Genomic DNA, 25,653 nt, shown 5'->3' on the forward strand with positions numbered 1-25,653 from the left:
AGTGACGTTCCTGGACATCGTGGCCAACTCCGGGAACACCGCGGCCACATCCACAGGCCGCGGCGGGGTCGTACGTGTCACGGGATCTCCATTCCTCTCACATGCACTGGGCAGGCCATCGAAGCACGCGGCACTGACAGGTCCCCTGGCCGCCGAGAGGCGGATCTCCACCGCCAGACCCGTCACGGGACCTGTCGGACACGCCCCTATCCCTCCGACCGCTTCCATGTGCCGCGCCGAAGCGGAGGTACTCGGGCAATGTCCCAGCGGCGGCGGGCCCGACCCAGGCCAGTGCGGCGTGACAGGTGACACGGAACTGCCCAAAGTGCCGACCAAGCCCGAGAAGAGGCGCCCTTCCAGACGGCTTCCTTGAGGAACGCCGGGCGTGGGAGCGGTCGGCGGTGGGGCGCCAACGCGCTGACCTGCCATGGTCGGGCTGGGGGTCGGGTGCGTTCGCGCCACTCGGTGTGCGGACGGACGGGCCGGGTGGAAGGCATGGGGCTGTGACGTGGACGCTGCCGGAACCGATGCTCGCCGCCCCTGTGTCCGATCCTGCTCTGCTGCCGGGGTGGGCGGGTGAGCCGAAGTGGGACGGGTTCAGGGCTCTGCTGTCCGTCGACGCGGGCCAGGTGGTGCTGCGCTCGAGGCGCGGCACCGAGATGGCGGCATCGTTTCCGGAGGTCGTGGCCGGGGTCGTGCAGCTGCCGGACGCGACCGCGCTGGACGGTGAGCTGGTCGTATGGGACGCCGCGGGCCGCCTCGCGTTCGAGCGGTTGCAGAACCGGCTTGCCCTGCGTGGTGCAGGTGCGGCCCGGGCGGCACAGGAGTGGCCGGCCCACTTCGTCGCGTTCGATCTGCTGCGGCTGTCCGGGACGGACACGACCTCCTGGCCGTATCGGCGGCGCAGGTCCGCGCTGGAGTCCGTGTTCGCCGCCCACCAACTGTCGGCGCCGTGGGCGCTGTGCCCGTCGACCACCGAGGCCGACGTCGTGCGCGAGTGGCTGACGTGGGCGTCGGTCGGGATAGAGGGGGTGGTCTTCAAGAGGCTGGACGGCGCCTACAAGCCGTCGGTGAGGGGTTGGCAGAAGTACAAGGTCCGCGAGACGAGCGAGGCGATCGTCGGCGCGGTCACCGGTTCTCTGGCCGCTCCGCGCACGCTGCTGCTCGGCAGGTACGACAACGGAGGACGCTTTCAGTACGTCGGCCGCACCACCACCCTCGTCCAGGCGGCAGGCGCGGCGGTCGCCGGCCTGCTCGCTGCGGGGCGGCGCGGTCATCCGTGGACAGGCTGGTCGTTCTCCGCCGGGTGGGGCAGCCAGGAAAAGCTGAACGTCACGCTGGTGGAACCCGAGCTGGTGGTGGAAGTCGGCGTCGACGTCGCCCGCGACGCCTCCGCCCGGTGGCGGCATCCCGCACGCTGGCACCGCGCCCGCCCCGACCTCTCCGCCGCGGACGTCCCCCGCCTGACGTCACCGCCGCACTGACGCGGCACGGGCGCGGCGGCCCGGCCGACGCGCAACCGGCTGAGCGCGCCCCGATCCCCGGCTGCGCCCGCGCCGCCCATCCCGCCCCTCCCTCATCCTCAACTCCAGCCAGGGCATGGTCGAAGGGGGTCGCAACGGGGATGTCAGCGGCCCGACCACGCTGCACGTCCGTGGTGACCTGGGCGGACTCCGGGACGATGTGACGGCCTGCGCAACCTCTACCGCAACACCCAGCGCAACACTTCGCGCAACCTCTACCGCAACGTCTGGCGCAACCCGGGGCCTTGTGAGGCGGAGTGGTCGGTGGGCGGGCTGGTCACCGCGTCGGCCGGGACCCTACTCGGTCGAGTGAAGACGCCAAGGTCGGAGAACTTCTGCGGGTTGCGGCGCGTAAGGCCAGGCATGAGGGAGATCACTGACGCGCACGTGGCAGAGCGGGCTGGCTGTGGTGGAGGTCGCGGCAGCCGATGATGAAACCGCGCTCGCGGTCCAGGAGCTGCTCGCCGCGCGGTGCGCGATCGCAGCGGCGGACCGTACGACCCGGGAGCCCGGCGAGCCCGGTGTACGGCTGCGCTGCTTCCTGGACCTGCGCCAGGAGCCCGGCTCGTAGCGCTGCGGGCGGGCGGCCACGTCCCGCTGACCAGTCATGGTCGGGGGTGGTGGCAGCGTGGTCGGCGCCGTGGTCGGTCTGGCCATCGGTGGGGGCGGTCGTCCAAGGTGGGGCGATGAGCGAGCTCCGACCCGGTGACATTACTGACGAGATGCGCCAAGCCGTGGACACGGCCCGGCGGCAGGGACTGCAGAAGGACCTGCGCACCCTCGCGGCCAACATCCGCGCCGACGCCGAAGGCCGGTACACCGGCGCGGAGCCCGGGTGGCAGGCCGGAGTCGAGTGGACGCTGCTGTGGATCGAGAACACCGCCAGTCAGCTGACCGAGGGCAGGCCGTCGTAAGCCGGTGGTGCGAGCGGGCAGCGCGCTGACCTGCCGTGGTCGGGCTGGTGGTCGGGGCCGTGCTCAGGGCGTGTCGCCGGAGTAGTAGAAGCGGCAGCTCACACCCGGGCCCGTTGAGCGGGGCTCGCCGGGGCGCGGGTCGTACAGCGACCGCCCGCCGGGGAACTGCCCGAGCTCGGTGGACAGGGCCACTCCGTCGTCGACTTCCACGGTCCGCCATCCGTGGATGTCCACCAGCAGGCCGTCCAGCGGTCCTCCGACCAGTTCGGCGTAGGTCCGGTGCGGGAGCGGGCCGGGGTTGGGGTCGTCGTGGTCGTGGCCGTAGACGCGGCCGTTGCGCAGCTGCTCGTCACCGTTCATCCGACCAGCCTTCCAGCCGCCACCGACAACGCGGGTCCCGCGCCGACCCCAGCGGTGGAAGGGGCCTCTTCCCCACGGCTATCGCGCGGGAAAGAGGTGTCGTTGCAAGAAGGCCCACTCCCCCAGAACACGCAGTTCCGGCAGTACGTGCCGGGTAGCCTCCGGGCAGAGTGCGCTGAACGTGGGGGTGGGCGTTGAGATTCACGACCGACACCGCATCCGATTCGTACGAGGACGCGATGCGTACCGTGCGCGCGGCCTATGGAAAGCCGCAGCCCGAGTTATGGGGGCGGCCGGAGGTGTTGCCAGAGGATGTGGTGTGGAAGCCGCCCAGCCGGTACGACCACCCGGCCTGGACCGAGGAGATGCTGCGGTCCTGGGTGAAGTCGCTACACACCGTGGAGGAACTGGACGTGGTGTGGCGGGTGTGCGCGGAGCCCGGCCCGCCCGGCGTCCGGGGGCAAGTCATCGCGGAGTACCTCTCCCCACATCTGACCGGCAAGCCGGCCCTCACGGCCCTGGGCGTCGTCAGCCGACGGCTGAACACGGCCGCCCGCGAGGTGTGGGCCCGGCAGACGCCCTTCGTGATCGACGAAGTGAAGCGCACCCGCACCGTCGACCGGTCGGTGGCCGCGATCCTGCTCGACGCCCTCGCCGGCCACCCCTTGTGGCTCCGGATGCGCCACCACAGCAACCCTCTCGCACTCCGCTCACCACACTCCTGAGCCCAGCCCTCTCCTGCTGGGCAAGCCGTCCTCAAAGGGCGGCTTGCCCAGACTCCCCGGGACCGCGCGGCGGCGGGCCCGGCCCGAGCCTCCTTCATCCGGGCCGGGCCCGCCGTGCTCACCGCGCCTTCGGCAACCCGTCCAGAGAGCGGCGTTCCTCCCCCACACCGCGGCCGGCCACTCGCCACACCGGCTCATCGGGGCCGTGCTGAGTCAGCTGTCCCAGCGTCGTAGTCGCCACGATGATCCGGTAGTTCACGCCGTGGACGTGCTGAGCACGCTGGTGAAAGGCCGCTTCCCGGGTGGCCGGGGCCGCGCGACGCGGGGCCGGGGCGAAGACGAACAGCACCGGCGGGAAGGGCCGGTCCAGAGACGGCCCGGCGTAGGTCTCCTGCCAGTGACTGCGCGGGGCCCGGGCGGCGTTACCGCGTCCGGACGGCGGCGCGTTGCGGTAGGCGTCGTAGCGCTCCAGCTTGGCGACCAAGCGGGCGTAGGACATGGTGCGGTCGATCTCCACGAACGCGCTGGAGCCGTTGTTCAGGAGCACCACGCCGTCGGGCACCAGGTTCCCGGCCGGGGTGGGGTGGGCGACTTCCACCTGCCAGTCGGCGCAGTCGGCCACCTCCGCCTGGTGGAAGGCGATGACAGCGTCGATCAGGGCGAGGCCGTGCTCACGCAGACCCGTCTTGCTGGAGGCGATGCGCTTCCCGGTGGTTCGGCTGGCAGTCGGCGCGAGCTCACCAAAGGCCGCAGCTTCGGCGAGACCCGCCGGGGTGCAGTACCAGTAGCTCTGCTGGGCGCGGTTGGTCCGGCCGACCAGGGCCGGGGATTCGGCGAGCAGGTCGCGCAGCGCACGACGGACGTGGTCGGTGTCCTGCTGGTGCGGCAGCAGCAGGGCCTTGAGCTGCCGGGGTGTGGCCAGACGCAACTGAGCGAGGGTGAGGAGGACCTCGCCGCGGATCTCCGCTCCGGCTTTCGTCGGGGCGGCTTCGCGGGGCCGGGACGCTTCTCCAGGTACATCAGTACTGGGAGAAGAGGAGTTGCAACCGGCCGGGGCGGGTGAATCGGGGGTCTGATCAGCGACAACCACCAGACGGCGGCTGGGAGCTGCGGGGCTGGGAGCGGGGCTCGCCGTGTGGCTTGCCGCGGGGCCGGCTGTCGCAGCAGTGCCCGCCGGGGTCGGCGGTGTCTGCGGGGTCGGCGGAACGGGGGCGGTGGTCATCGTGGCCTCGGGATTCTCCGGCCGTGCGCGGCCGGATCGGTGACAGGTCCGGCCCGCACGCGCAAGGCGTACGGGCCGGAGCCACCGTGGGAGAGCACCCCTTGTCCGCGACCTGACGGCCACCTCTCCAGGCTGTCCGTTATGACCCTTGACCGCCCCTTGACGAGACGGTTCGTCCGTGGCCGACGTCACGAGCAGTGGCCCGCCCCGGCTCCGGAATCTGTCCACAGGCCAGGGGCTGCACCGTAGGGGTTCGGCCGGGTGCAGCAGGCGCCCGGTGTGCGAACAGTGAGGAAGCGTCATGGAGACGACGACGTCGAAGGTGCCCCAGCTTGCCCGGGAGCAGATCGCGCGGGCCGCCGACTATGTGGAGCTGGTCTGGCGGTACCGGGACAGCGAGCAGGACAAGGCCGCGCTCGCGGAGTTCCACGCCGACGGCCAGGAGCTGGTGGTGCTGGTCGGCGAGTTCGGCGCGCTGCTGCTGGCCGACTACATCAGTGTCGTGCCCGATGAGCACGCCGACTGCGAGTTCGGGTACGTCCTCGGGCAGCTGGTGGCCGTAGCGGGCCGGTACCTCAAGCGCTGGTGCCTGGCCGGTGGCGGCGCGCAGGCCGCCTGGATCGCGGCGGGGTTCCTGATCGAGTGCATGCAGGAGGTCGACCAGGTCTCCCAGTTCCTTGCCGACGTCCGCGGCAACGTCGGCAGCGGATACGGGCTGACCACGGTCTGAGATTCCGGCACAGCGGGCCGGCGACGTCGTCCGCGACGTCGCCGACCGCACCTGAGTGCGCACCGGTGCGGTTCACTCCCGGCCCGGTGCGCACGACGCAGGTCATTCCCGCGCGGCGTGCGCATCGCCGTGCGGAAGTGCGCACCGCACCGCGCACCGGTTCACCCAGCGTGAAGGGCCCAAGAGCGGGTGCGGGAGGGAGAGTTCTCCTCTCGGTGCACAGCATCGCGCACGCAAAAGGGGGCGATGCGGACGGTAGCGAACGTGGTCTAGGGAAAACGTCGGCACCTTCGACGACGACAAGGGTTGATTCTCAACTCGACAAGGGGTGTGCACCCGGTGCGGCCCATTCGGACAAGGGGTGCGCACCGGCCGCACCAGCACCGCGCACCGTCACCCTGCGTGTGCGCATCGCGGTGTGATGGACCGCGCCGGGCGCACCGTGATCCGCACCGGTGCGGCGGCCGGGAGTGCACGACATCGCCGGTGCGCGCACCGGTGCGCAGGATGTCGTTCACCGTGCGCACCTCAGTGCGCACCACCGGAGCGTGCACGCACCGGATGCCTGGATGTCCCGCACTCCCCCACCGGCCAGTGCTCGCCGCAGTGAGCCTCCGTCAACTTGAAGTCGCAGGTCAAAGGGCTGGTGTGACCGGTTCTCGGGGTGCTCACGCTGGTAGTCGGCGGCTGTCTGCGGAGCAGATCGTCTGTCAGCGGTTGACTTCGAGGTTCGTCAGAACGAGCAAGGCGCGCAGGAGGCGGGTCGCATGGGCGGGGTCGGTGCGGAGCTTGGTGAGGGTCCGCCAGTTCTTGAGGTGGGCGAAGCCGTGCTCGACGGGTGCACGTCCGACGGCGAGGACGCGGTTGGCGGTCTTCTGGCCGGGTGTGAGCTTGTGGGTGCGGCTGGCGTGGAAGCCGGTGATGATCACGGGGTCGCGTGCGTCGTTGTCCAGGCCGCGGAAGCCGAGGTCCGCCAGCGCTCCGAGGCCGGCGGCGCGCAGGTGGGCCAGGATGTGGTCGTGGCGGGCGGCGGTGATGTCGTGAGTGCGGCCGGGCCGGGCGGCGGATATCCAGATCAGGCGGCCCTTCTCGTCTGTCAGGGCGAGGAAGTGCAGGCCGTGATGGTGGTTTTTGCCGGAGTAGTTCCGCCTGTTGGCTTTGCCGGTGCGGCGCTGGGTGGGGATGAGGGTGCCGTCGATGAGGACCACCTCTTCGCCTTGCTTGGCGACCTTCCTCAGGGCACGGTCCAGACGCGGTGCCTGGGCGGCGAGCAGCCTGATCAGCTCGTCCCGCCAGCGGCGGACGGTGGACTCGGACACGTCGTTGCCGCCAGCCATGTCGGCCAGGCGCTGGTCGTGTCGCAGTACGGCCAGGACGATCACCGCGATCTTCCCCGGCGGCAGGATCCGCCATCGGGACCGAATCGCCTTCAGATGGCGCCTGAGCAGATCGGCGAGATGGTTGACGGTGCGCGTGGACAGCGGCAGACGGCACTGGTAGACAACCGGGCAGGTGTCCTCGGCGCGCTCTTTGGTATTCGTCACACAATTCCAACGGCCGCCGGGGACGCCGCGGTTACGCTTGCCGCGCTTCCCCAGGGGCACGACAAGCTACTGGATGCTCCAGCGGTGCGGATGCTCGGGCTCGTTGGGACAGGCGAATACGTTGAGCTCACCCCAGCGGCCCACAGTGATCTCCGTGGGCGTGGCGCAGCGGTGAGTGGGCTGGTTCTGGTCCTCCAGCGGTTTCCAGCTGCCGCTGCCGCCGTCCCATTCCGAGCTGTCGATGGTCAGCAGCAGGTGCATCGGTGCCGTGCAGGTCAGACAATCCATGGGATACGGGTCGGTCGAGTGCCAGGAAGCGAAGCCGCCCACGTGCCAGCCGGGTGGGATGGACAGGTCGTACTGGTAGCCGAGCAGGTCTGTCGTGCTTTCGTCCGCCGACTGTTCGGCTTCCTCGTCAAGGGCTTCCTCCCAGGCGTCGATCCGGGCGCACAGTTCTTCCGGCAGAAGGCCGGCAAACGGGTAGGTGACCACCTGCTCCGGGTGCAGCACACAGGGCTCGGGCACGAAGCCGTCGGACCCGACGACCAGCGGCTGCGGCGGCGCGGTCAGCACCTCGCCGACCTCCCACGACCGCCGCCAGCGCAGGTGCAGCTCCAGGTCATACCGGCCCGGGCCGTGCGCGTTGAAGGGACACCAGAACACTTGAAGTAGATCGCAGTCGCCCGGCCCAGCCGGCAGGTCAGGCACATCCCGCCGGTACAGCTGCGCGAGGCCGATCATCGGCAGCGGGTCGATCTCGGATGCCCCGGGGATCCGGTGCTCCTGGTGCAGCTCGCCCAGGAGCTCCCGTTCCTCGTCCGTCGGGCCGGGAGCTTGCTCGCGGGCCCACGCGGAAGCCAGAACCTGCCGATAGCGGCGGATGTCAGCCGGGCGTCGACCACGCCCACGGCCGTGGGCCTCGCCGCACACCGGCCACGGCTCGTCCGCCGGCCACAGCATAGGACCGCCCACGGAACTGGCCGAATGGTCTGGTCTGCCCGGCCGCGGATGGAGCCGAGTTGTCGTCCCCCGGAAGGCCGCCAGTTCCGGGAAGAGCGCCTCGACATCGAGAGGGCGCGGGGGCGTGGTCCTCGTCATGGACGCGACCTTAGACGCCTGGCATCCCCGGTCACCGAACACCCACGGCAGCTACGCCCCCGCACTGGGCTGTCAGAATCCGTTCTCGTGGAGCAGAGCCACCCAGGCGGCTGCGTCACTGCTCATAGGCGGGTGGTGAACCGGCCGTCGGGCAGTTTCCGCAGCCAGCCGCGGTCAGTCAGTCTGACCAGCTTCCCCCGCAGCGGTTCCAGCTTGGACCGCACACTGACGTCCACTCCCGGCATCTCGCCGACCTGCCGAGTCATGACCGGTCCGGCGGCCTGTCGCGCGGCGGCGAGGATGCGCTGGTAGTCCGGCGGAAGCATGGTCTCCTCCACGCCCGGCTCGCGGTGCGGGATCAGCATCACCGCTCGGCCGCCCACCTCCCCAGGAACTGGCGCGGTCGAGGCGCGTTCGTCGGCGATCTGCTCGCTCACCCGCTCAAGGACACGTTCAGCGACGGCGAGTTCGTCCCGCTCCAGCCGTATTTCCGCCAGCTCCTTGGCCAGCTGTTCTTCGAGTTCGTCCAGTTCCGCGCGCCGCGCGGTGATCCGTTCCAGCAGCTCGGGATCCATGCACCGGATCGTAGAAGACTCCCCGGGCACTGCGAGCAGGAATCAGCGGTACGGGGAGTGTCTGGTGCCGCCCCGGCTGAGGTGGATCTTGCGTAAATGCACGTCGGGTTATCGCTCATGAACGGTGATCAGCGGGGCGGGAAGGAAGTCAGAGCGAGGTCCCACTGATCAGCCGCGTGAAGCAGCGCCGCAGCATCCGTCGCGACCTCCACGACGTACTGGTGGATGCCAGCCCGGTCGTCACCCTGCTGCCACGGGGGCGCTGCCTGCAAGGACAGATGAATGCGAATCACCGCGGCTCCACCCTCGCTCCGACCGGCGAGACTGAAGGCCACGAGCGGCTCAATGAACGAAGCGTCCGGTGACAGCTCGCCTTCGGCATCAGGTTCGGTTACGGTCACCGCCCCCGTAGCCACCGCGCGCAGCCACACGGCCACCTCGCGTGCCTCATGGGTGAGCAAACACGGATCGACGAACGACCAGCTGCCCTCCGGAGTCGTCACTGTGCCAGCAATGACCAGCCAGTTGTCGTCGAACGAGTCACCCCGGACCGCGGTGAACTGATAGCGCACGGGGCGGATATCGACACTGCTTGCGGGATCATTCAGGAGCACCGAGTCAGAATGTCATGTGCTGAACAGGGCGAATTCAATTGGTCGTTGCAACACCGGGCTGTTGCAGCGAGCGTAGCTGCTCTTCGAAGACCTCGGCCGGCATCCGCCAACCGAGGGTCTTGCGGGGCCGGTTGTTGATCGCCGTGGCGACGGCTTCGAGGTCTGTGAACGGCCACCGGGAGAGATCGGTGCCCTTCGGGAAGTACTGACGCAGCAGCCCGTTCGTGTTCTCGTTCGTCGGTCGTTGCCAGGGCGAGTGCGGATCGGCGAAGAACACCTTCGTCCCGGTATCGAGGGCGAACTGGGCGTGGCCGGAGAGTTCCTTCCCGCGGTCCCAGGTGAGGGTTTTGCGTAGCTGCTCGGGCAGCTGCGTCATCGAGGCGGTGAGCGCTGTGTTCATCGCGATCGCGCCATAGCCCCCGAGCGAGGTGCCGTTCTTCACGGGCGGAATCTCGCCCCAGCCCTCGAGCCGAGGCAGGTGCACCAGGAGCGTGGAGCGGCTGCTGCGCTCGACGAGCGTGCCGATCGCGGAGCGGCCCGTTCCGATGATCAAATCGCCTTCCCGGTGTCCGGGGACCGCGCGGTCTGCGGCCTCGGCGGGGCGTTCGCTGAGGACGACGTCCGCGGTGACATGCCCCTGCGGCTTGTTCTGTGACCGTGCACGGGGAGTCCGCAGCGCCCGGCCGGTACGCAGACACGTGACCAGCTCCCGCTTGAGCGCGCCACGGCCCTCGATGAACAGCGCCTGGTAGATCGCTTCGTGGCTGATGCGCATGGACTCATCATCGGGGAAGTCGGCATGGAGACGGTGCGAGATCTGCTCCGGGCTCCATGCCGTCGCCCATCGTCTGTCCTGCCGATGCGGCTTGTTCAGCCCCTTCCACGCGGGCGTCCTGGGTCCGGGGACGATCGTGTCGTCGGGGCGGCGGACGCTGCCGGCGAGCCGGTCCTGCACGTACTCACGCAACCTGTCGTTGCCTGGCGAGCTTCGCGGTCTTCGGGCGCTTCGCGGCCTGCTGCGCCTTCCACTGCGCGACCAGAACCCGGTAGACCGGCCTGCCACCGCGGGTCGCCGCGTTGCGGCGCAGCTCGCGTGAGATCGTGCCCGCGTCGCGGCCGATCCTGCGGGCGATCTCGCGCACGCCGAGCTCCTGGGCGCGCAGCAGCGCGATCTCCTCGCGCTCGGCGAACGACAGGTAGCGGCCGGTGGGCTCGTCCAGGCTGATGGGCGGCATGCCGCCAGCGTGACGGAACCACCTGGATCCGACCGGCCATGAAACGCCAACAGCCGCCGCGGCCTCTGCCGTCGTCACTCCCGACGCGATCCGCCGCCAGAAGTCCCGCTGCACCGCACGAGACGGCTCCGGCCGACCCGGTGAACGCATCGGCGGTCGCATCGCCCGATCGGCGGCCCACTGGCGTCGCGCATCCGCAGGCGCCTCCGGCACCTTCTGCTGCTTACCTCGTCCCATCGCGCACCTCCGGAATCTCGAGGTGTTGCGACGACCGGTTGAATCCGCCCTCCGTGCCGCGGTCGCTGTGGAAGATCGTCGCGGCCAAGCTCCACCTCTCGGAGTCCACGGTCCGCAACTACCTCTCCTCCGCGATCGGCAAGACAGGCACCCGCAACCGGATGGAGGCGATGCGGGAGGCGCGGCAGCAGGGGTGGTTGTGACCCTGCTGCCGCGGCGGGGGTTGTGACCCCTGCCGCCGCCCTGCCCGCATCGCTCACCTCACCCCGTGACCTCCGCCTTCTTGTAGTTCACTCCGTCCGGTCCCAGGCACACGAACCAGTCCTTCGGGGAGCCGTCCACCTCGCGGATCAGGTTCTTGAAGTCGCCGGCCCCCGCAGCGGCCCGTTCCACCCGGATCTTCGTGCCGTCGTCCCAGGTGCAGGTGACCTCCTGGACGGTCCGGGCGACCTGGCCGATCACCAGGCGCTGCGGGGCGTCGACCCGGTCGGTGTCCAACGGCCTCGGGTACGCCTCGAGATTCTTGCCCGCGATCACGTCGTCCTTCTTGAATGCTCTCAGGATCACCGTCGACGGCTTGCCCCCCACGGTCAGGTGCACGAAGTGCCAGCTCTCGCCCACCAGGTCCGAGGCCTTCTCCACCTTGACCGGCTCCTCCCCGTACAGGGCCATCTCGGCGAGCTGGGCGCGTGCCTTCGCCGTGGTCTTCGGCGCGGTCCAGACGGCGGCGTCGACCTTCCACTTCCTGCCGTGGTCCGTGCCCCTGGCCAGAGTCGTCACCCGCCGTTCGGGACTCTGCTTCGCCGTCCCCGCCGAGGGCCGCGCGGCCACCTGCCCCGCCCCGTGCCCGCCGCCCGTGCCTCCCGCCAGCGCCAGCGTCGTCCCCGTGGACCCCGCGATCACCGCCGCGGCCGCCGCGGCCACCGCCCAGCGGCGCGTCTTGCGGCGCCTCCCTCCCCGTACCACCGCCTGATAAGGGGCCGCGCCGACCTCCACCTCGTCCGCCGCGTCCGCCAGCAGGAGGGCGATGTCCGTGTGCGCCTCGTCGTACGTCATGTCGTGGTTCGTCTCCCTGTCCCCGCTCATCACTTCCGCCCTCCGTTCGTGAGTGCCTCGGCCAGTCCCGGCAGGGCGCGGAGCTTCGCGATCCCCCTCGCCGTGTTGCTTTTCACCGTGCCGACGCTGCATTCCATGGCCTCCGCCGTCTGCGCCTCGCTCAGGTCCTCCCAGTACCGCAGGACCACCGCCTCCCGCTGGCGCGCGGGCAGTGCGGCGAGCGCCGTCAGCAGCGCGCCGCGGTCGTCCGCCCGCGCCATGCGGTCGTCGGCGTCGGGCAACTCGTGGGTGAGGCCCGAGTCGTCCTTCGGCGCCAGGAACTCCTTGAGGCGTCTGCGGTGCCTGCGGGCGTGCGCGTTGATCATCACGCGCCGTACGTACGCGTCGGGGTCGTCGGCCGCGCCGACCCTGCGCCAGGCCGCATAGGCCCGTTCGAGCGTCGACTGGACCAGGTCCTCCGCGGCATGCTGCTCCCCCGTGAGCAGGAAAGCCGTGCGCAGCAACCGTGGCCAGCGGCCGACGACGAAGCTCTGGAACTCCGCGTCCCGAGCCTCTTTCCGATCCAACATGGGCACCTCCTAGATGGTTGAAGGAGTCCATGAGGATCGGATTTCGTTGCACCGCCGCGCGGAGGATTTTTTCGAGCCTCGGGCCCGGAGATTGTGCGGCAGGCCCGCGCGGCCGTGGCCTCACGCCTGCCGCACCGGCACCTTCCGCAGCAGCCACAGCAGATCTGTCAACCCCCTGGTTCCGTAGAGACTTTGGTTATGCGGTCTGATCTATCTGGCCGTATCGCTCGCACGCTTCGGCGATGATTCTTTCGAACTCCTCGGGCGGTAGGCCGCCGGCCGCGCTGTGCCTTCGTCGCGGGTTGTAGAACCCAGTGATCCATGTGGCGATCTTCAGGCGGGCCTCGGTCCGGGTCGCGAATTGTCGGCGGTGGATGTACTCGACCTTGATCAGCGAGTTGAAACTCTCCGCGGCGGCATTGTCCAGAGCGGACCCCGCCCGTCCCATGGACTGCATCACGCCCAGGCGGTCACAGAGCTTGTTGTACGCCCAATGCCGCGTAGTTAAGCCTCAGTTGGGTTCGTCAATAGTGCCGGCGCTGGTGGTTGGGGCTGGTCGTGGTGGATCCACGAGGTTGTGAGCATGTAGGTGCCGTGATCGGGTTTATGGAGGAGTCCTTCTCGGGCCCATCGGCTCAACTGAGCGCAAAGGCTGTGGAAGTTGGGGTATTGAAGGGCGTGGGCGATCTCGCGCACGCGCCAGGTTCGGTAGGGGTCGGTGCGCAGGAGTTGCAGCGTGCGGTCTTTGGTGCCGGTCCTGGCCAGCGCGGCGCTGGGTGCCCGCGAAGCTGTGTCCGCGCCTCCGGATGCGGTGTGCGTGTCGTGGGGGCGGTGGATGTTGATTGCCAGATGCGTGATGGTCTGGCTGTTCAACGGCCGGTATTCCGTTGGGCTGAGCGGGTAGCGCGACAGCGGGCACTTCACCCTGCGGGCGCTCATGCGTGGGCGGCGTTTGGGGAGCAGGGCGGTCAGGACGGCGTTCACGAGGACGTCGGCCGTGTCAGCAGGTTCGGGGGGCAGGATGCCGCCAGCGGTGATCACCTGATCGCGGGCGGCTTGGAGGGCAACAGTGAAGCTGGCCCGGTCCGGGTCTGTGCCCGGGGCGGATTCCGTGGCGTCCACCATGGCCCTGCGCAATAGCTGGTAGAGCGTGAGGAGTGCCCAGACCTCCTGTTCGAGTCCGGATGGGTCACAAGATCGCAGTACTCGGCCGGTGAGCAGGGTGTGGCGTAGGGCGTAGAAGGCCGATTCGACTTCCCAGCGTTCGTGGTAGAGGCGCGCCAGCGCCTCGGCTGGGTCGGTGCGGTGGTCGAGCAGGGTGGTGGCCAGCCAGTAGTGGTCGCCGATGTGCTGTCCGTCGCTGGTCGTGACGGTGATGTGGGCTTCGATGATGCGGAGCTTGAGTCCGTGGCGGGTGAGGAAGGATCCGTCGGGCAGGGTGGCCAGCACGGCTGGGCGGCGGCGGGGATTGAGGCGGACCAGGAGTTGGGCGCCGGTGTCGGAGACGGAGGCGAGGAATGCGTCGGCATCGAAGCCGCGGTCGGCCAGCAACAGCATCTTGGGCGTGAGCAGGGGCATCAGCCGGGTGGCGTAAGCCATCTCGCCGGTTGCGGCCGGGCCGAAGACCGCGCCGAGCAGGCCACGGGTCCCCGTTTCGCACAGGGCCATCAGGCGCAGGGCCGGGTAACCCGCCGTACCTCGGTGACGGCGGACCTTGTCCAGAAGGCCACGGATCTGGGGCTGGTCGGGGGCCTTGAGGGAGCTGCAGCCGTCGAAGGCGACGGTCCGCCACCGTCGGTAGCACACGCCGGGTGTCGTGGGCTGGGCCAGAGGTCCGGGGCGCAGCCCGGGCCGGAGTCGGTCGTGGCGGTGCACAGCGTGCAGCGGACCGACAGGGCGTGGTCGGTGACGCTGGCTGCGCGGTACGCCGACGGCTCGGTGCGCTACTTCGCGGTACCGGTCCTCGCCGATGCGAGCGGCGCCTCGTTCACCGTCTCCGGTGCCCCTGGTGTGGCGGCCGGACCGGCCCGTACCGAGCAGGCCCGCTCGCCGTACACGGCGGGCGTGCGCAACTCGTCGAGGAACCGGACCACCCGCTCGGGGGTGAGCCGGGTCTGACGGGTGCGGTGGTAGAGGGCGGACGCCTCCCGTACTGCCGTGCAGGCGTGGGCGTATGCCGGGTCGCTTCCCCGCCACGCGCCCACGTGACCGCCGCCCATGATCTACTCTGGCAGGCTCGGGGCGACACCCAGGGCGCGGAGTCGCAGGTACTCGGCGCGGGCGGTTCGCCCCTGCTCTGCGGCCGCGTCCGGGTCACGGCCCGCGAGCGCGATCGCGAGCCGGGTGTCCGTGCGGGCCGTCGCCCACACGGCGGTCAGGTCGAGCCGCGGGTCTGCGGCCGCCTCGTCCAGCGGTCGGCCGTGCCGTAGCGCGGTGATCAGCTGTGCTGACTGTCTGGCGGTGAGTCGCGCGGTTCCGGTCATGCCCGCACCCTACGAGCGGGATGCGGCTTCCAGTCTCTGGCAACGGCCTGGGACGTGGCCGTGCCCCGCCGGGTGTCACGTGAGGGGCCTGGCGGGGCACGGCTGTGTCCGACGAGGAGGGGGTCAGGCGGCGAACGCCACGTAAGAGCCGACTGTGAGGCCGGAGAAGGTGATGAGCTGGCGGGGCTTCAGGCAGGTGAAGGCGGCGTGCATCGCGATGCCGGCGGCGATGGCGTACGGCATCGTCTGCGGGATGAGCAGTGTGGGGGGGCAGGGCGATTTCCGCAGTGATGACGGTGGCGGCCACCGGTCGCCAGAGTCGAACGTCGCGGTCGGTGAGGTTGCCCATGCGGCGGCGGACGACTCCGGGGATGGCGTGCTGGCCCCGGTAGGGCAACTGGTCTTTGGCCTGGGTGTAGGTGTGGACCCATTGGGCCAGGTAGAGGCCGGTGCGGAACTGCCGGGACGTCAGTTTTTGCCAGGCGCTGTTCCAGTAGACATCCGTGGTGATCAGCACGAGCAGACACAAAGCCCAGGTGTTGGCCGTGCTGGAGCCGTGCGCGATGCCGACGCCGTGCCCGAGGTCGCCGGCGACCAGCAGACAGCCGCCCGTGAGCAGCGCGTAACGCACGGCGTTCGGGCTCTTGAGGTAGAGAAGCTCCATCGCGGTGCCGCCCAGGACCACCATGAGCGACGCCCGGGGTGCCAGACCGGCCACCAGGGCGACAGCGGCTGCGGTACGGGCGATCAGCATGAGCCGGTAGGCGCCGGTCAGGAGGCAGGCCCGTTTGGGGCCGAGGCGCTGTTCGGCGGTGTGGGTGCTGAGCGAGCCGGGGGCGAACCCCCGACGACAAACCCGCCTGACCTGCGAAAACGCATCCACCTGCACGTTCACCTCCCCGCATCCCCCCGAATCACCCCGCATCCCCCCAGATGAAAACGCCCTGGTGCGACCGTGGGCGCACGCTTGGGCGCACGTCCACGACGTTGGCCGAATGGCGCCCATAGCCCCACTGCGAACACCACAAAAGGGGGCCCCGGTCATCTGCCACGGGGGTAACAGACGACCGGGGCCCGGTCAGGTGGTGCTGGGTCAGATCACGGTCACCGACCACGCGCCGCGCGAGAGGGCGAGGGTGCCGCCCGGGTCGATGCGGACCCGAGCCCCGTACACCGGCAGCGTGCCCTCACGGTTGAGCCGGTGACGGATCTTCTCCAGGACATCCCACAGTCGGCGCGGGCCGCCCTGATGGACCGTCGGGGAGTCGAGGAACCCGGTAGCGGTGGCGCGGGCCCATGAGCCGTCCGGGTGGAGCATCCACACCGTGCGCTCCTCGCCCTCACCCCCGGTGCGGTACTCGATGCCGGGCGCGAGGAGTTCGAGCATCGACATGACGTCCCACGCGTCCGACGGGTAAAGCAGCGGGTACCGGCTGGTACTCACGTCCTCGCCGTCGGCGTCCCTCACCTTCTCCCACAGCTCGTCCGTGGGCCGCTCATAGTCCTCGCCGTGGCGGGTGCGCATGAACCCGGCAGCGTCCGGCTCGATGCGCCCCACGGCGCCGCCGTCCTCGGTCTTGTCCGCCGTGACGATCAGCCCGGTTCCGGCGAGGGTGGTCACGAGCCGGCCGCCGGGCCGCAGGGCCGCCAGCCAGGAAGCCGGTACGGACCGTACGGACACCGTGGACACGATCCGGTCGTACGTCCCCGGCAGGTCCCCGGTGATGTCGCAGACGGCCGTATGGGGGCGCAGCCCTACGGAGTCGAGCCGTTCCCCTGCGACTTGGACGAGGTGCGGGTCGACGTCCACGCTCGTCACCCGCTCCGCGCCGAGGCGCTGGCAGAGCAGTGCCGTGCCGTAGCCGGTGCCGGTCGTCACCAGGACGCGGGAGTCGTCGGCGATCATCGCGTGCCGGTACATGGTCACGACCAGGCCCGGCAGCGTTGACGAGGACGTGGGCATGGCACCGGGGTTGGTGGCGCCGGGCTCGGCGTGATCCGCGTGCGCCGGCCCGAGCCGGGTGACGAGCGTCCGGTTCGCGTAGACGTCGTGCATCCACGCCTCCGGGTCGGCCGGACCGTCCCGCAGCTCCCACTCCTGCTCGCCGCGCCCCCACCAGCGGGGCACGAACACGTGCCGGGGGGTGGTGGCGAGCGGTTCGTACCAGCGCGACTCAGGCCGGACCACATCGGCCGCCAGGCGCCGCGCGTGCGTCTCCCAATCCATGGGGGTCTCCTAGTCGTACGCCGGGCCGCACGCCTCGGTCTCGGCCGGCGAGCAGTCCTCACTGTCGTTGTCAGGGTTGCAGCCCCGGGTCACGCCCAGGGTCACGCCCGGGGACGGCTGGCACGAGTCCTCCTTCGGGGTGCAGGTGTCCGGGACGCAGTTGCCGCGGTGGCGGGGGATCGAGGCGGCGAGCTGCGCCCACTGCTGCCCGGCGAACACGTCCGTCAACGATCCGCTCTTGACGTCGCCGGCGGTCAGGAACCGGCCGAGGACGCACGGGGCGACCTTCCCGTCGGGGAGGATCGCCGCCTTGCCGTCCGCGCACCGCCCGCACAGCTCCGACGTGGACGGGATCAGGGTCTTCACGGCGTTGCCGACGCCACGCACCCGGTCGACGTGCACCCGGCCCACCCCGAGCGCGGCCATCTCGGCACGGGCCTCCTCGGAGCGCTGCCCGTCGCGCATGTGGATGATGCCGACCTTGACATGAATGCCGCGCCGTACGGCCTCCACGATGTTGGCGTGGGTGGACTCGTGGGAGCCCTTCCGCCCGGTGACCGCGTCGTGCTCCTCCGGGTCGTCGGAGTAGTACGAGGTGCCCAGGGTCACGCGCGGGTGGCCGTACAGCTCCCAGTGCTCCGCGCGCACACGGTAGAGGTTGCTGAACACCTGCACCCCGAGACCGGCGTTCAGGGCGTACCAGACGAGTTCCGTGAACTCCGGGTGCAGGGTGGGCTCGCCGCCGATGAACTGCACGGTCTCCACGCCGAGGTCAGCGGCCTGGTCGATGACGCGCCGCCAGTCCTCGCGGGTCATGGTGCCGTGCCCCTTCGTCGGCCCGGCCTCCGCGTAGCAGTGCGAGGCGCACGTGAGCTGACAGCGGCTGGTGATCTCCAGCTCAAGGAACGCCATCGGTGCGGGTATTGCCGGTGCCACGGTGGGGATCGACATGTGTCCTCTCCTTGGTCAGTTCTGGTCGGCTTGTACGAGGTCGGACGGGTCGGTGTTGGCTCCGCAGAGAACCACGACGACCTTTTCGCCGTTGCCGGGCCGGTAGCTGCGGCTCGGTTGCTCGGGGGGAGTCGGCGTGTCCCCGTTGGCGGTGTGCTGATCCGGGCCGAGCAGGGCGGCCAGCGCGGTGGCGGCCCCGTGCTCGACAGCGATCCGGCGGTGGTCCCACAGAGCTTGGCGGGTGCTGACGATCTGGGCGTCTGTCACCAGCACGGAGTGCGTACGGTCGTGCTGCGCGGCCTGGAGTGCCAGGGCGGAGGTGCGGCGGGCGCCGAGCGAGTCGGCGGCAATCGAGTCCACAGTGACGTCGACCGGCTCGCCGGCCTCGATCGCGGCGTTCAGGGCGCGGCAGTTCTCCGGCTCGACGGCGACGGTGCGGATGCCGTGATGCTGGGCGGCGGTGGCCACCCCGGCGAAGAGTCCGCCGCCGCCGACCGCGACCACGACGGTGTCCACGTCGGGGATCTGGGTGCGGATCTCCTCCATCAGGGTTCCGGCCCCGGCCGCGATCAGATGGTGGTCGTAGGCGTGCGAGGCGAGTGCTCCAGTGGTGGACGCGAACGCCTGGCAGGCGGCGAGTGCCTCGGCGTACTCGGAGCCGACCAGGCGTACATCCGCGCCGTAGCTGCGGAGCTTCGCCACCTTCACCGCCGGGGCGGTCTCGGGCAGGAACACGGTGGCGGGCACGTTCTGCTGCCGGGCGGCCCACGCGCACGCGAGACCGGCGTTACCGCCGGACGCGATGGTCACTCCAGCCCTGGGGAGCATCCCGGCGTCCTGGTGCGTCTGGAGGAAGTTCAGCGCGCCCCGGGCCTTGAACGACCCGGTGTGCTGCATGTACTCCAGCGCCAGCCAGACCTGACACGGCCGCTCGGGGCCCTCGTCCAGGGCGTCACGGTGTGCGGTGCGAATCGCGCCGGTATCCACCCGGGCGAGGGTGACCGGGCGGGTGCGCCCGTCGATCCGGTCGAGGGCGGCTTTCACTTCGCCGTACATGAGGCGCACGGTGCTGCTCCTGTGGTTGTGGGTCATGACCAGGCGATGAGCTGGCCGGTGGTGGTCAGGGCGAGGAAGTACGCGAACGCGATACGCCGTCCGCCCGGGTTCGGCTCGACGGCGTGGAAGTTGGCCGGGTTGAAAAGCAGGGCGTCGCCGAGCTGCGGGGTCACGCTGACCTGCTGGCAGTGCTCGACGGCCTCGGGCCGGTAGCCGTATGCGTGGCGGTGCTGTTCGTCGGCCGGCTCCCACCGGTGGCGCCATACCGTCGTGCGCCCGCCGGTCTCGGGGACGGCGACCCAGACGTTGAACGCGAGCTGGCAGACGGTGTCCTGGTCGAACAGCCGGCGCGGGAACTCGCGGTTGATGTCGTCGTAGTGGATGAGCGCCCCGGCGTTGATCTCGCGCAGGGTGCCGCCGAAGACGGCCCGGCCGCCGATCGTGGCGGGGGCGACGGCCGCGCCCCACGCGGTGCCGATACGGGCGAGCGAGACCGTGATGGGGTCGGGCCGCATCCCGGCCCGCTGCCAGGCCGTCCGAGCGGCCTCCGCGTCGTGCCAGTACCGCCCGGCGTCCAGGTCGCCGGACGGGTCCCGGTAGTCGTTCAGGGCCGGGCCGAACCGCAGGATCGGGGTCGGCACGCGCGCGGGGTCGTAGTCGGCGGTGGGCAGCCGAGCGACGGCTCCCATCGCGGCCTCGCAGGCGGCGGGGTCGAGGAAGTCCGGGACGCGGACCGCCGCGAGGGTGCCGGCCGCCAGGGTGGCTAAGTGCCGGTCGGTGAAGGCCGTGGTGGTCACGTCGGTGAAAAGGGGGTCAAGCCCCGTGGTGGTGCCGGTCATGTCGCCTCCGTGAGGAGATGGGAACCTACCGTGACGATACGCTGTACCGTACGCTGACTCGTATGCCTAGGCAATCCGCTTCCCTGGACCTCGCAACCCCCCAACACATCGCCGAGCAAGCCCTGTTGATCGTGGAAAGAGACGGTCCCGAAGGGCTCAGCTTCCGCACCCTCGCCGCCGCGCTGGACATCTCGGTGGCCTCGCTCCAACGGCGCTGTACGGACCTGGCTGGCTTGCTCGACCTGGTGACCGATCACCTCGCCGCCGAGCTGCCCGAGATCGACCCCGGCACGCCGTGGGCCACGGCCACCGAGACGCGGTTCGCCTCCCTTTACGGGCTGCTGACCGCCCACCCGGGCCTCGTCGTCCTGCGGGGCAGCCGTCCGTGGCTCGGCCCGCAGCTGCTCAAACGCCTGGTGGAACCGCAGCTCGCCGACTCCCTCGCGGCCGGCATGACCGCCGAGGAGGCGATCACCGCCTACCGGCGGATGTACCTGCTCACCCTGGGCAGCGCGAGTTTCGTCGACCACCGCGACCCCAGAGCCGCGCAGACCGCCACCCGGCAGGCACTGGCCGCGCTCGACCCCGAGGAATTCCCGGCCCTGACCGGGAACCTCCCCGAGGTCCTCTCCGCCGTCGTCGACCACGACGTCTACTTCGGCGCGCTCCGACAGCTCATCGCCGCCGCAGACCCCGCCCGGGACGACCTCTGATCCTCTGTGACTGAGCAGGCTAGTTGGCCACTGTGCACTTCAGTTGGCCACTTTGGTGCGCAGCGAGTACCTGCTGGAAGCTGCCCGCACTCGCTAGGCTCGGTGGCTCGTTCTGTGTAGCATCAGCAGGGTGGGGGAAGCATGGCGGCGGCCGATCATGGAGACGCTCCGGTAGTCGCTAACCTGCCGCGATGGCAGGTCTATGGGCTGGTCGCGTTGCTCTTGCTGCTGTCGAACGTGCCGCTGGTGTGCCTCATCATTTTGTGGCCAGAGCAAGCAGACCTGGCCGGCCCAACCCGACTTCACCTGCTGGGCTGGTCCTGGACCATCTCCCCAGAGCGACGGATTCTTCTGTGCGTGGCGTTCTGTGGACTGCTGGGTGGCTCCATCCGGATGCTGCTTCGCATCCGCGGGGACTTCACCTCGCCGGAGATCAGGAAGTGGTACGTACCTTGGTACCTCCTGACGCCACCGATCGGAGCGATCCTCGCACTGGGCTTTTACCTGGTGGTCCGCGGCGGCTTCTTTGCCGCACCCACCTCTGCCGAGAGCGTCAACGTTTTCGCGTTTGGCGGCACGGGCGTGCTCGTAGGACTGTTCGCTGAGGTCGCCACCGACCGGATGGAGAGTGCGTTCGGCAGCACGTTCTCTGCGGGAGACCGCCCGCGAGATTCTTCCGACCGAGACGAGTCCCCCGAGATCAGGTAGTGGCCACCGGGGATGCGCAGAGTGGCTCTGGTTACTCAGTGTTGTTGCGTCCTTGTCTTGGCTGTACAGGCTGTCCGGGGTGTGCGTACGGATGTGCCGGTCCGCGAGGGCCCCCTGAGTGCTTGTAGCGGGCGGGGCGGGGTTCTTCTTGGTGTCCTTGGCGATCGCGACCTTCGCAGCCTTGACCGTGTTCTTCTTGTTGCTCACGCGGTGGATACTCCTTCTGCTCGGTTCTCATCGAGTGCCGCTCCGGCCGCCGACCGTCCCAATGGGACGGCCGGAGCGGGGTTTTGGTAGCCGCCTCCGTGCGCAGCCGCCAGGCGGCCGTCTAAGCGACGGCCGGCCGCTGCTGCATGAAGTGGGCGTGCGCCTGCACCTTGAGGCGGTTGAGGCACGGCTCGCATGACATAAGCGGGGCGTGCTGGCCGTCCCACTGCACCGGTCCCAGCCAGATCACCGGCAGGTCGGTGCGCTCGCACCCGAGCCAGCAGTCACCGGTGACCCATTGCCGCTCCACGGGACGCATCTCCTGCCTACGCGACGGCGTCCGTACGGACGGGGCAGGTGCGTACGGCGGTCTCGACGCCAAGCTCGGCGAGGTCGACCACCGTGCAGCCGGTGAGGGTGGCGGCCAGCTGCGCGCCGACCATCCACTTCCTGCGCCAGTCGTCGGTGAACACCACCTTCTTCTTCTCGGCCAGCACGGGAAAGGGGCCGTTGCTTCGTCGATAGACATCGCCGTACACGCCATCGATGGAGACCTGACGGGCCCGGACAGCGACGACCTTGCCCCGCAGGTGCGGGCACAGGCGCGCGGCCAGAGGCGCACACGGGCGGCATAGTGGCGGATGGGCCGTGATCTCCCGCTCGGGCCATCCCTCTACGCCCCGGTAGTCCTCCAGCAAGAACAGTCGGCCCTCCTCGTTCTCGTCCGAAGGGCCGCCGCACCTGGCACAGGAGCTTGCGCATCGCGCGCTTCTGCCGGGGCGCGTGCACCACATCGAACTCCGCCTCCCCGTCTCCCCGACGCAGCGCCCACCGCTCCCACAGCACCCCGTCCCAGTCACGGCCCTGAGCGTGCCCGTTGGCGCCGAGCGCGTCCGCGAAAGCGATGCCCTCTTTGGTGGTGATCACGGCTGGTCGCGGTAGACGCTCGTTGCTCCATGCGGCGATGTAGGGGACGGGCAGGCCCTTGTAGGTGAGGGGTAGGGGTCGGGACATGTCTCTCTCACGGTGACGGGGGAGGTGGAAGGCGCCGGCCATGCGCTACGGGGGAGCACGCGCGGCCGGCGCCGGTCTATGGGGTGCTCGGCGCGGTCACCGGCGGCGGGCTGGTCAACGGCCCGCCGGGGGCGCCATCCTGCTTCGCTGCCTCCGCCACCCGCGCGCGCAGAACCTGCTCCAGGTGCTGCGGGGCGGCGTGCCAGCCGGTGTCGTGCGGGAGCGTCAGCCAGTACAGGCCGGGCGGTGCGAGCCGGTCCAGGCGCGGCACCCCCACGTGATGGATGTAGGGCCGGGTACCGCCCAGGCATTCCACCCCTGCCGCGATGTCGCGGGGCCACCGCTGGTCAGTGCCCGGCGGTACGAGGAAGTACAGGAAGGGCCGGTACGGGTCGCAGAAGACCGAGCCGGACAGCCCCAGCTCGGCCAGGCGGCGGCGCAGGGTGTCCGGGTCGGCGTCGCACCCGAGGTCCGGGGCAAGGACGTTGTGCGGCACACGGATGGCGTCCCACACGATGCCGGCGGTCAGCAGGGCCACGCCCTGATGCGTCCACTCATCGACGGCCGCCTGCCGGGATCCGGCGGCCTGGTACATCCACGCCTCCATGGCCGCCGTGCGGCGGCGCGCTTCCCCGTGGAGGGGAGCCGGGGACAGCGGGGTCCCGGCGGGGGTCACCGCGCAGTCTCCGGTGTCGGGCGCAGCACGTTCGCAACAGCCGCGGCGGAATCAGGAGCGATCGGGGCGGCGGTTCTCTCCTGCGGCATTCCTGCTTGGGTCATGGTGGGGCCTCTTCGTCGTCTCGGTGCCCGCTGGTCCCCATGTAGGGATGGGGAGTTGAGCGGGGCCGTACACAACAGCTAACCCATCGTCACCGTGCGTCGTGTATGACGAAGTTGGCCCAGCTACTCACACCGCGACTGACGAATTGACTCGCTCTTTACCCGCCGAGGTGGTCCGAACCTTCTACCGTGAAGCCATGGCGGAGACCCGAAACGAACCCTTAGCCGCCTGGCTCAAAGCACGCGAGATGTCCGTCGCAAAGCTGACCGACGCCGTCAATGACGCCATTCTCAAGATCACCGGCAAGCCCGGCGTCACGTCGGAACGGACCGTGTGGCGGTGGCTGTCCGGCGAGAACCAATGGCCGCAGACACTCCAGCGCACCGCCCTGGAGATCGTCACCGGTCTCACCATCACGGCCCTAGGGTTCGTGCCTCGGGGGAAAGACACGACCGTCTCACCGCCCCCAACAGCACAACCGGAGGACCCTTCAGTGCACCGCCGCCGTTTCGTCGGGGCGGCCACCGGCACCGCCGCCGCCGCCATACCCCTCGTCAGTGCAGGCTCCCGCCCGTCCCACGTCGGTACCTCCGACGTGATCCGGCTCCGTGACAGTGTCGAGAACCTCGTCGAGTTGGACGCAGCACGCGGCGGACACACCGCCCTCGAACGGGCCGCCCTCGCGGGAGCCTCCGAAGCCCTCGGCCTCCAGAAGCAATCCACCACGCAGCGCGTCCGGCAACGCCTGTTCGCCGTCGCCTCGGACTTCACCGCAACCGCCGCATGGTCCATGATCGACGCCGGGCTGCTCGACAACGCCGGCCGACACCTCGACCGCGCGCTCACCCTCGCCGGCATGGCCCAGGACGCCGACATGACCATGCAGGTGTGGAACCTGCGGGCCATGCTCGCCCGGCAGCGCGGGGAGTACGCCGAAGCGGTCGCCGCAGCCCAGGCCGCGCGGGCGACAACCATCGTCCGCCGCAGCCCCATGCACGCCTCCCTCGCCCACGCCCGGACCGCAATCGGTCTGGCTCACGCCAGGGAGCACCGGGCGGCCCTGCGATCCCTCGGCCGCGCCGAGGACGCCATGGCCAAGGCCGACCTGTCGGCCCCGCTGCCCACCTGGATGTCCTTCTACGGACCCGCTGAGCTGCACTCGATCACCGCCATCGTGCGGAACGTCGTCGGGCATCCGGCCGAAGCCGAGGCCGCCTCCCACCGCGCCCTCTCCGCCCTGCATGAGACGTACCGCCGCAACCGCGCGAACGCCACCATCCACCTCGCCCTGGCCCAGCTCCACCAAGGCGACATCGAGCAAGCAGTCACCACCGGCGGTCAGGTGTTTGACATCATGATCGGTGCCCCGATCCCCGGCCGAATGCGTCAAGCCCTCGGGGACTTCCAACGCGACCTCATCACCCTCGCCCCCTCCGCGCAGATCGCGCACGAGTGGACCGACCGCTACCGGACCGAATGGAGCACCCCTTGACCACGGCAACCGTCGAACTCCGCCACTACGGGCACGACGACCTACCGCAGATCCGGCAGACCCTGCTCGATGTGCACGCGGACGCGTACGCGGACGAGATGGAAGACGAGTTCAACCAGCGGTTCCCCTGGTTCGTCGACCACTGGGGCGGACACCCCGGCTTCGCGTGCGTCGTCGGCTACGACGACGGCGAACCGGTCGGCTTCGCCTACGGCGCCCCGGCCACCCCTGGCCGGGAGTGGTGGCGCGAGCACCTGGTCACGGCGCCGGCGGACGACTCGACGTTCTCCGTGTCCGAGCTGATGGTGCGCCCGAAGTGGCGCAAGACCGGCACCGCCGAGCAGCTGCACACGGCCCTCCTGGAAAGCCGGCCGGAGGCCCTGGCCGTCCTCCTCGTCGACCCCGACCACCCCAAGGTGCAAGCCCTCTACGAGACGTGGGACTACCGGAAGATCGGCAACCGCCAGCCCTTCCCGGACTCCCCGAACTTCGCCGTCATGCTCCGCGAACTCCGCCCTGCCTGAGCCCCTCGAACACCAGGGCGGCCCGCTCCCTATCGGGGGCGGGCCGTCGGCATACCCGGCGGAGGGTCAGGCGGCGGAGGGGCGCTGTCACGTTGTTGGGTGGGTAGGTGTCTGATGGTGCGTCGTGGCGTGGTGAAGCCCGGTTCCGGGTTGTGCTCAGGCTGCGGTGGCGAGGTCTGCGACTCCGGTGATCTGCTCCCAGATTGCGAAGCGGACGGTCATCTCGGCGCGGTAGGCGTGTGCGGGCATCAGGTGG

The 25,653-nt window shown here is 70.0% G+C and carries 28 protein-coding genes and 3 pseudogenes; 11 read left to right on the forward strand and 20 right to left on the reverse strand.

Features of this window, described 5'->3' with window-relative positions:
* Positions 1-527 precede the first annotated feature (527 nt).
* From ABT147_RS35465 to ABT147_RS35475, 3 genes are all read left to right on the forward strand, one after another.
* Positions 528-1,484, forward strand: coding sequence for an ATP-dependent DNA ligase (locus ABT147_RS35465; RefSeq protein ID WP_351414047.1), 957 nt, complete (start codon positions 528-530; stop codon positions 1,482-1,484).
* 448 nt (positions 1,485-1,932) lie between these two features.
* Complete coding sequence (locus ABT147_RS35470) at positions 1,933-2,094, forward strand: DUF6207 family protein (RefSeq protein ID WP_351413973.1); 162 nt, start codon at positions 1,933-1,935, stop codon at positions 2,092-2,094.
* Between the two features lie 115 nt (positions 2,095-2,209).
* Positions 2,210-2,437, forward strand: a complete 228-nt coding sequence (locus tag ABT147_RS35475; RefSeq protein ID WP_351413975.1) for a hypothetical protein — start codon at positions 2,210-2,212, stop codon at positions 2,435-2,437.
* Positions 2,438-2,500: 63 nt separating this feature from the next.
* On the opposite strand, the gene ABT147_RS35480 is transcribed toward ABT147_RS35475, so the two are convergent.
* Complete coding sequence (locus ABT147_RS35480) at positions 2,501-2,797, reverse strand: hypothetical protein (protein ID WP_351413977.1); 297 nt, start codon at positions 2,795-2,797, stop codon at positions 2,501-2,503.
* 239 nt (positions 2,798-3,036) lie between these two features.
* On the opposite strand from ABT147_RS35480, the gene ABT147_RS35485 reads away from it, so the two are divergent.
* Entirely contained in the window at positions 3,037-3,522 is a 486-nt protein-coding gene (locus ABT147_RS35485; protein WP_351413980.1) for a hypothetical protein, read from the forward strand.
* 118 nt (positions 3,523-3,640) lie between these two features.
* On the opposite strand, the gene ABT147_RS35490 is transcribed toward ABT147_RS35485, so the two are convergent.
* The gene (locus ABT147_RS35490) at positions 3,641-4,450 is read right to left on the reverse strand and encodes a replication-relaxation family protein (RefSeq protein WP_351413982.1); all 810 of its coding nucleotides are present in this window, start codon (positions 4,448-4,450) and stop codon (positions 3,641-3,643) included.
* 595 nt (positions 4,451-5,045) lie between these two features.
* On the opposite strand from ABT147_RS35490, the gene ABT147_RS35495 reads away from it, so the two are divergent.
* On the forward strand, positions 5,046-5,474 hold the full coding sequence (locus ABT147_RS35495) for a hypothetical protein (protein WP_351413984.1): 429 nt from the start codon (positions 5,046-5,048) through the stop codon (positions 5,472-5,474).
* A 710-nt stretch (positions 5,475-6,184) separates the two neighbouring features.
* On the opposite strand, the gene ABT147_RS35500 is transcribed toward ABT147_RS35495, so the two are convergent.
* The 5 genes and pseudogenes from ABT147_RS35500 to ABT147_RS35520 all read right to left on the reverse strand — a co-directional run bounded on the left by ABT147_RS35500 (position 6,185) and on the right by ABT147_RS35520 (position 10,702).
* Positions 6,185-7,018, reverse strand: coding sequence for a transposase family protein (locus tag ABT147_RS35500; RefSeq protein WP_351413986.1), 834 nt, complete (start codon positions 7,016-7,018; stop codon positions 6,185-6,187).
* A 66-nt stretch (positions 7,019-7,084) separates the two neighbouring features.
* Positions 7,085-8,116, reverse strand: coding sequence for a hypothetical protein (locus ABT147_RS35505; protein ID WP_351413989.1), 1,032 nt, complete (start codon positions 8,114-8,116; stop codon positions 7,085-7,087).
* A 122-nt stretch (positions 8,117-8,238) separates the two neighbouring features.
* On the reverse strand, positions 8,239-8,691 hold the full coding sequence (locus ABT147_RS35510) for a hypothetical protein (protein WP_351413991.1): 453 nt from the start codon (positions 8,689-8,691) through the stop codon (positions 8,239-8,241).
* A gap of 128 nt (positions 8,692-8,819) precedes the next feature.
* On the reverse strand, positions 8,820-9,305 hold the full coding sequence (locus tag ABT147_RS35515) for a WapI family immunity protein (protein ID WP_351413993.1): 486 nt from the start codon (positions 9,303-9,305) through the stop codon (positions 8,820-8,822).
* Between the two features lie 34 nt (positions 9,306-9,339).
* Positions 9,340-10,702: pseudogene (locus tag ABT147_RS35520) on the reverse strand (IS30 family transposase).
* A 152-nt stretch (positions 10,703-10,854) separates the two neighbouring features.
* Here ABT147_RS35520 and ABT147_RS35525 point away from each other — a divergent pair.
* Positions 10,855-10,980 (forward strand): annotated as a pseudogene (locus tag ABT147_RS35525) (response regulator transcription factor); the annotation flags it as partial.
* A gap of 58 nt (positions 10,981-11,038) precedes the next feature.
* Here ABT147_RS35525 and ABT147_RS35530 read toward each other — a convergent pair.
* From ABT147_RS35530 to ABT147_RS35545, 4 genes are all read right to left on the reverse strand, one after another.
* Entirely contained in the window at positions 11,039-11,863 is an 825-nt protein-coding gene (locus tag ABT147_RS35530) for a hypothetical protein (RefSeq protein WP_351413996.1), read from the reverse strand.
* Positions 11,863-12,402: a SigE family RNA polymerase sigma factor gene (locus ABT147_RS35535; RefSeq protein WP_351413998.1), complete on the reverse strand. Its 540-nt coding sequence runs from the start codon at positions 12,400-12,402 to the stop codon at positions 11,863-11,865. Before ABT147_RS35535 ends, ABT147_RS35530 begins: the two co-directional genes overlap by 1 nt.
* Before the next feature lie 196 nt (positions 12,403-12,598).
* A complete protein-coding gene (locus ABT147_RS35540) occupies positions 12,599-12,859 on the reverse strand; it encodes an integrase core domain-containing protein (RefSeq protein WP_351414049.1) in 261 nt (86 codons plus the stop codon).
* 47 nt (positions 12,860-12,906) lie between these two features.
* On the reverse strand, positions 12,907-14,277 hold the full coding sequence (locus ABT147_RS35545) for a transposase (RefSeq protein WP_351414001.1): 1,371 nt from the start codon (positions 14,275-14,277) through the stop codon (positions 12,907-12,909).
* On the opposite strand from ABT147_RS35545, the gene ABT147_RS35550 reads away from it, so the two are divergent.
* A complete protein-coding gene (locus ABT147_RS35550; protein ID WP_351414003.1) occupies positions 14,266-14,520 on the forward strand; it encodes a hypothetical protein in 255 nt (84 codons plus the stop codon). The genes ABT147_RS35545 and ABT147_RS35550 overlap by 12 nt on opposite strands.
* Positions 14,521-14,624: 104 nt before the next feature.
* Here ABT147_RS35550 and ABT147_RS35555 read toward each other — a convergent pair whose 3' ends face one another.
* The 5 genes from ABT147_RS35555 to ABT147_RS35575 all read right to left on the reverse strand — a co-directional run bounded on the left by ABT147_RS35555 (position 14,625) and on the right by ABT147_RS35575 (position 19,958).
* Positions 14,625-14,885, reverse strand: coding sequence for a hypothetical protein (locus ABT147_RS35555; protein WP_351414005.1), 261 nt, complete (start codon positions 14,883-14,885; stop codon positions 14,625-14,627).
* 1,093 nt (positions 14,886-15,978) lie between these two features.
* Positions 15,979-17,112, reverse strand: a complete 1,134-nt coding sequence (locus ABT147_RS35560; protein ID WP_351414007.1) for a methyltransferase domain-containing protein — start codon at positions 17,110-17,112, stop codon at positions 15,979-15,981.
* Between the two features lie 9 nt (positions 17,113-17,121).
* On the reverse strand, positions 17,122-18,063 hold the full coding sequence (locus tag ABT147_RS35565) for a radical SAM/SPASM domain-containing protein (protein WP_351414009.1): 942 nt from the start codon (positions 18,061-18,063) through the stop codon (positions 17,122-17,124).
* A gap of 15 nt (positions 18,064-18,078) precedes the next feature.
* The gene (locus ABT147_RS35570; protein WP_351414011.1) at positions 18,079-19,119 is read right to left on the reverse strand and encodes a threonine/serine dehydratase; all 1,041 of its coding nucleotides are present in this window, start codon (positions 19,117-19,119) and stop codon (positions 18,079-18,081) included.
* Between the two features lie 32 nt (positions 19,120-19,151).
* Positions 19,152-19,958 (reverse strand): 2OG-Fe(II)-dependent halogenase WelO5 family protein, encoded by an 807-nt coding sequence (locus ABT147_RS35575; RefSeq protein ID WP_351414013.1) that lies wholly within the window; start codon positions 19,956-19,958, stop codon positions 19,152-19,154.
* A gap of 62 nt (positions 19,959-20,020) precedes the next feature.
* On the opposite strand from ABT147_RS35575, the gene ABT147_RS35580 reads away from it, so the two are divergent.
* Together ABT147_RS35580 and ABT147_RS35585 are read left to right on the forward strand one after the other, a co-directional pair.
* The gene (locus ABT147_RS35580) at positions 20,021-20,671 is read left to right on the forward strand and encodes a TetR/AcrR family transcriptional regulator C-terminal domain-containing protein (protein ID WP_351414016.1); all 651 of its coding nucleotides are present in this window, start codon (positions 20,021-20,023) and stop codon (positions 20,669-20,671) included.
* A gap of 141 nt (positions 20,672-20,812) precedes the next feature.
* A complete protein-coding gene (locus ABT147_RS35585) occupies positions 20,813-21,379 on the forward strand; it encodes a hypothetical protein (RefSeq protein ID WP_351414018.1) in 567 nt (188 codons plus the stop codon).
* 328 nt (positions 21,380-21,707) lie between these two features.
* Here the strand turns inward: ABT147_RS35585 and ABT147_RS35590 are convergent, their stop codons facing one another.
* From ABT147_RS35590 to ABT147_RS35600, 3 genes are all read right to left on the reverse strand, one after another.
* Positions 21,708-21,905 carry a hypothetical protein gene (locus ABT147_RS35590; protein WP_502983214.1) on the reverse strand — a complete coding sequence of 66 codons (198 nt, stop codon included), beginning with the start codon at positions 21,903-21,905 and terminating at the stop codon, positions 21,708-21,710.
* Positions 21,906-21,912: 7 nt separating this feature from the next.
* Entirely contained in the window at positions 21,913-22,284 is a 372-nt protein-coding gene (locus ABT147_RS35595; RefSeq protein ID WP_351414023.1) for a hypothetical protein, read from the reverse strand.
* Positions 22,285-22,676: 392 nt separating this feature from the next.
* Positions 22,677-23,276 (reverse strand): hypothetical protein, encoded by a 600-nt coding sequence (locus ABT147_RS35600; protein WP_351414025.1) that lies wholly within the window; start codon positions 23,274-23,276, stop codon positions 22,677-22,679.
* A 301-nt stretch (positions 23,277-23,577) separates the two neighbouring features.
* Here ABT147_RS35600 and ABT147_RS35605 point away from each other — a divergent pair, with 301 nt between their 5' ends.
* Both ABT147_RS35605 and ABT147_RS35610 read left to right on the forward strand, forming a co-directional pair.
* The gene (locus tag ABT147_RS35605) at positions 23,578-24,873 is read left to right on the forward strand and encodes an NsdA family TPR-like regulatory protein (RefSeq protein ID WP_351414027.1); all 1,296 of its coding nucleotides are present in this window, start codon (positions 23,578-23,580) and stop codon (positions 24,871-24,873) included.
* Positions 24,858-25,397, forward strand: a complete 540-nt coding sequence (locus tag ABT147_RS35610) for a GNAT family N-acetyltransferase (RefSeq protein WP_351414030.1) — start codon at positions 24,858-24,860, stop codon at positions 25,395-25,397. Before ABT147_RS35605 ends, ABT147_RS35610 begins: the two co-directional genes overlap by 16 nt.
* A 156-nt stretch (positions 25,398-25,553) precedes the next feature.
* On the opposite strand, the pseudogene ABT147_RS35615 reads toward ABT147_RS35610, so the two are convergent.
* Positions 25,554-25,653, reverse strand: a pseudogene (locus ABT147_RS35615) (IS6 family transposase); the annotation flags it as partial.

The sequence above is a fragment of the Streptomyces sp. NPDC001868 genome, from assembly GCF_040297125.1.
Lineage (GTDB): Bacteria > Actinomycetota > Actinomycetes > Streptomycetales > Streptomycetaceae > Streptomyces.

Excerpts from the sequence above, each read along its gene's own strand:
- ABT147_RS35535 (WP_351413998.1), bottom strand. The coding sequence starts at position 12,402 with ATGTTGGATCGGAAAGAGGCTCGGGACGCGGAGTTCCAGAGCTTCGTC.
- ABT147_RS35575 (WP_351414013.1), bottom strand. The coding sequence starts at position 19,958 with ATGACCGGCACCACCACGGGGCTTGACCCCCTTTTCACCGACGTGACC.
- ABT147_RS35505 (WP_351413989.1), bottom strand. The coding sequence starts at position 8,116 with ATGACGAGGACCACGCCCCCGCGCCCTCTCGATGTCGAGGCGCTCTTC.
- ABT147_RS35580 (WP_351414016.1), top strand. The coding sequence starts at position 20,021 with ATGCCTAGGCAATCCGCTTCCCTGGACCTCGCAACCCCCCAACACATC.
- ABT147_RS35570 (WP_351414011.1), bottom strand. The coding sequence starts at position 19,119 with ATGTACGGCGAAGTGAAAGCCGCCCTCGACCGGATCGACGGGCGCACC.
- ABT147_RS35475 (WP_351413975.1), top strand. The coding sequence starts at position 2,210 with ATGAGCGAGCTCCGACCCGGTGACATTACTGACGAGATGCGCCAAGCC.
- ABT147_RS35610 (WP_351414030.1), top strand. The coding sequence starts at position 24,858 with ATGGAGCACCCCTTGACCACGGCAACCGTCGAACTCCGCCACTACGGG.
- ABT147_RS35530 (WP_351413996.1), bottom strand. The coding sequence starts at position 11,863 with ATGAGCGGGGACAGGGAGACGAACCACGACATGACGTACGACGAGGCG.
- ABT147_RS35565 (WP_351414009.1), bottom strand. The coding sequence starts at position 18,063 with ATGTCGATCCCCACCGTGGCACCGGCAATACCCGCACCGATGGCGTTC.
- ABT147_RS35585 (WP_351414018.1), top strand. The coding sequence starts at position 20,813 with ATGGCGGCGGCCGATCATGGAGACGCTCCGGTAGTCGCTAACCTGCCG.
- ABT147_RS35560 (WP_351414007.1), bottom strand. The coding sequence starts at position 17,112 with ATGGATTGGGAGACGCACGCGCGGCGCCTGGCGGCCGATGTGGTCCGG.
- ABT147_RS35605 (WP_351414027.1), top strand. The coding sequence starts at position 23,578 with ATGGCGGAGACCCGAAACGAACCCTTAGCCGCCTGGCTCAAAGCACGC.
- ABT147_RS35590 (WP_502983214.1), bottom strand. The coding sequence starts at position 21,905 with ATGCGTCCCGTGGAGCGGCAATGGGTCACCGGTGACTGCTGGCTCGGG.
- ABT147_RS35465 (WP_351414047.1), top strand. The coding sequence starts at position 528 with ATGCTCGCCGCCCCTGTGTCCGATCCTGCTCTGCTGCCGGGGTGGGCG.
- ABT147_RS35555 (WP_351414005.1), bottom strand. The coding sequence starts at position 14,885 with ATGACCGGAACCGCGCGACTCACCGCCAGACAGTCAGCACAGCTGATC.
- ABT147_RS35480 (WP_351413977.1), bottom strand. The coding sequence starts at position 2,797 with ATGAACGGTGACGAGCAGCTGCGCAACGGCCGCGTCTACGGCCACGAC.
- ABT147_RS35485 (WP_351413980.1), top strand. The coding sequence starts at position 3,037 with ATGCGTACCGTGCGCGCGGCCTATGGAAAGCCGCAGCCCGAGTTATGG.
- ABT147_RS35495 (WP_351413984.1), top strand. The coding sequence starts at position 5,046 with ATGGAGACGACGACGTCGAAGGTGCCCCAGCTTGCCCGGGAGCAGATC.
- ABT147_RS35540 (WP_351414049.1), bottom strand. The coding sequence starts at position 12,859 with ATGCAGTCCATGGGACGGGCGGGGTCCGCTCTGGACAATGCCGCCGCG.
- ABT147_RS35510 (WP_351413991.1), bottom strand. The coding sequence starts at position 8,691 with ATGGATCCCGAGCTGCTGGAACGGATCACCGCGCGGCGCGCGGAACTG.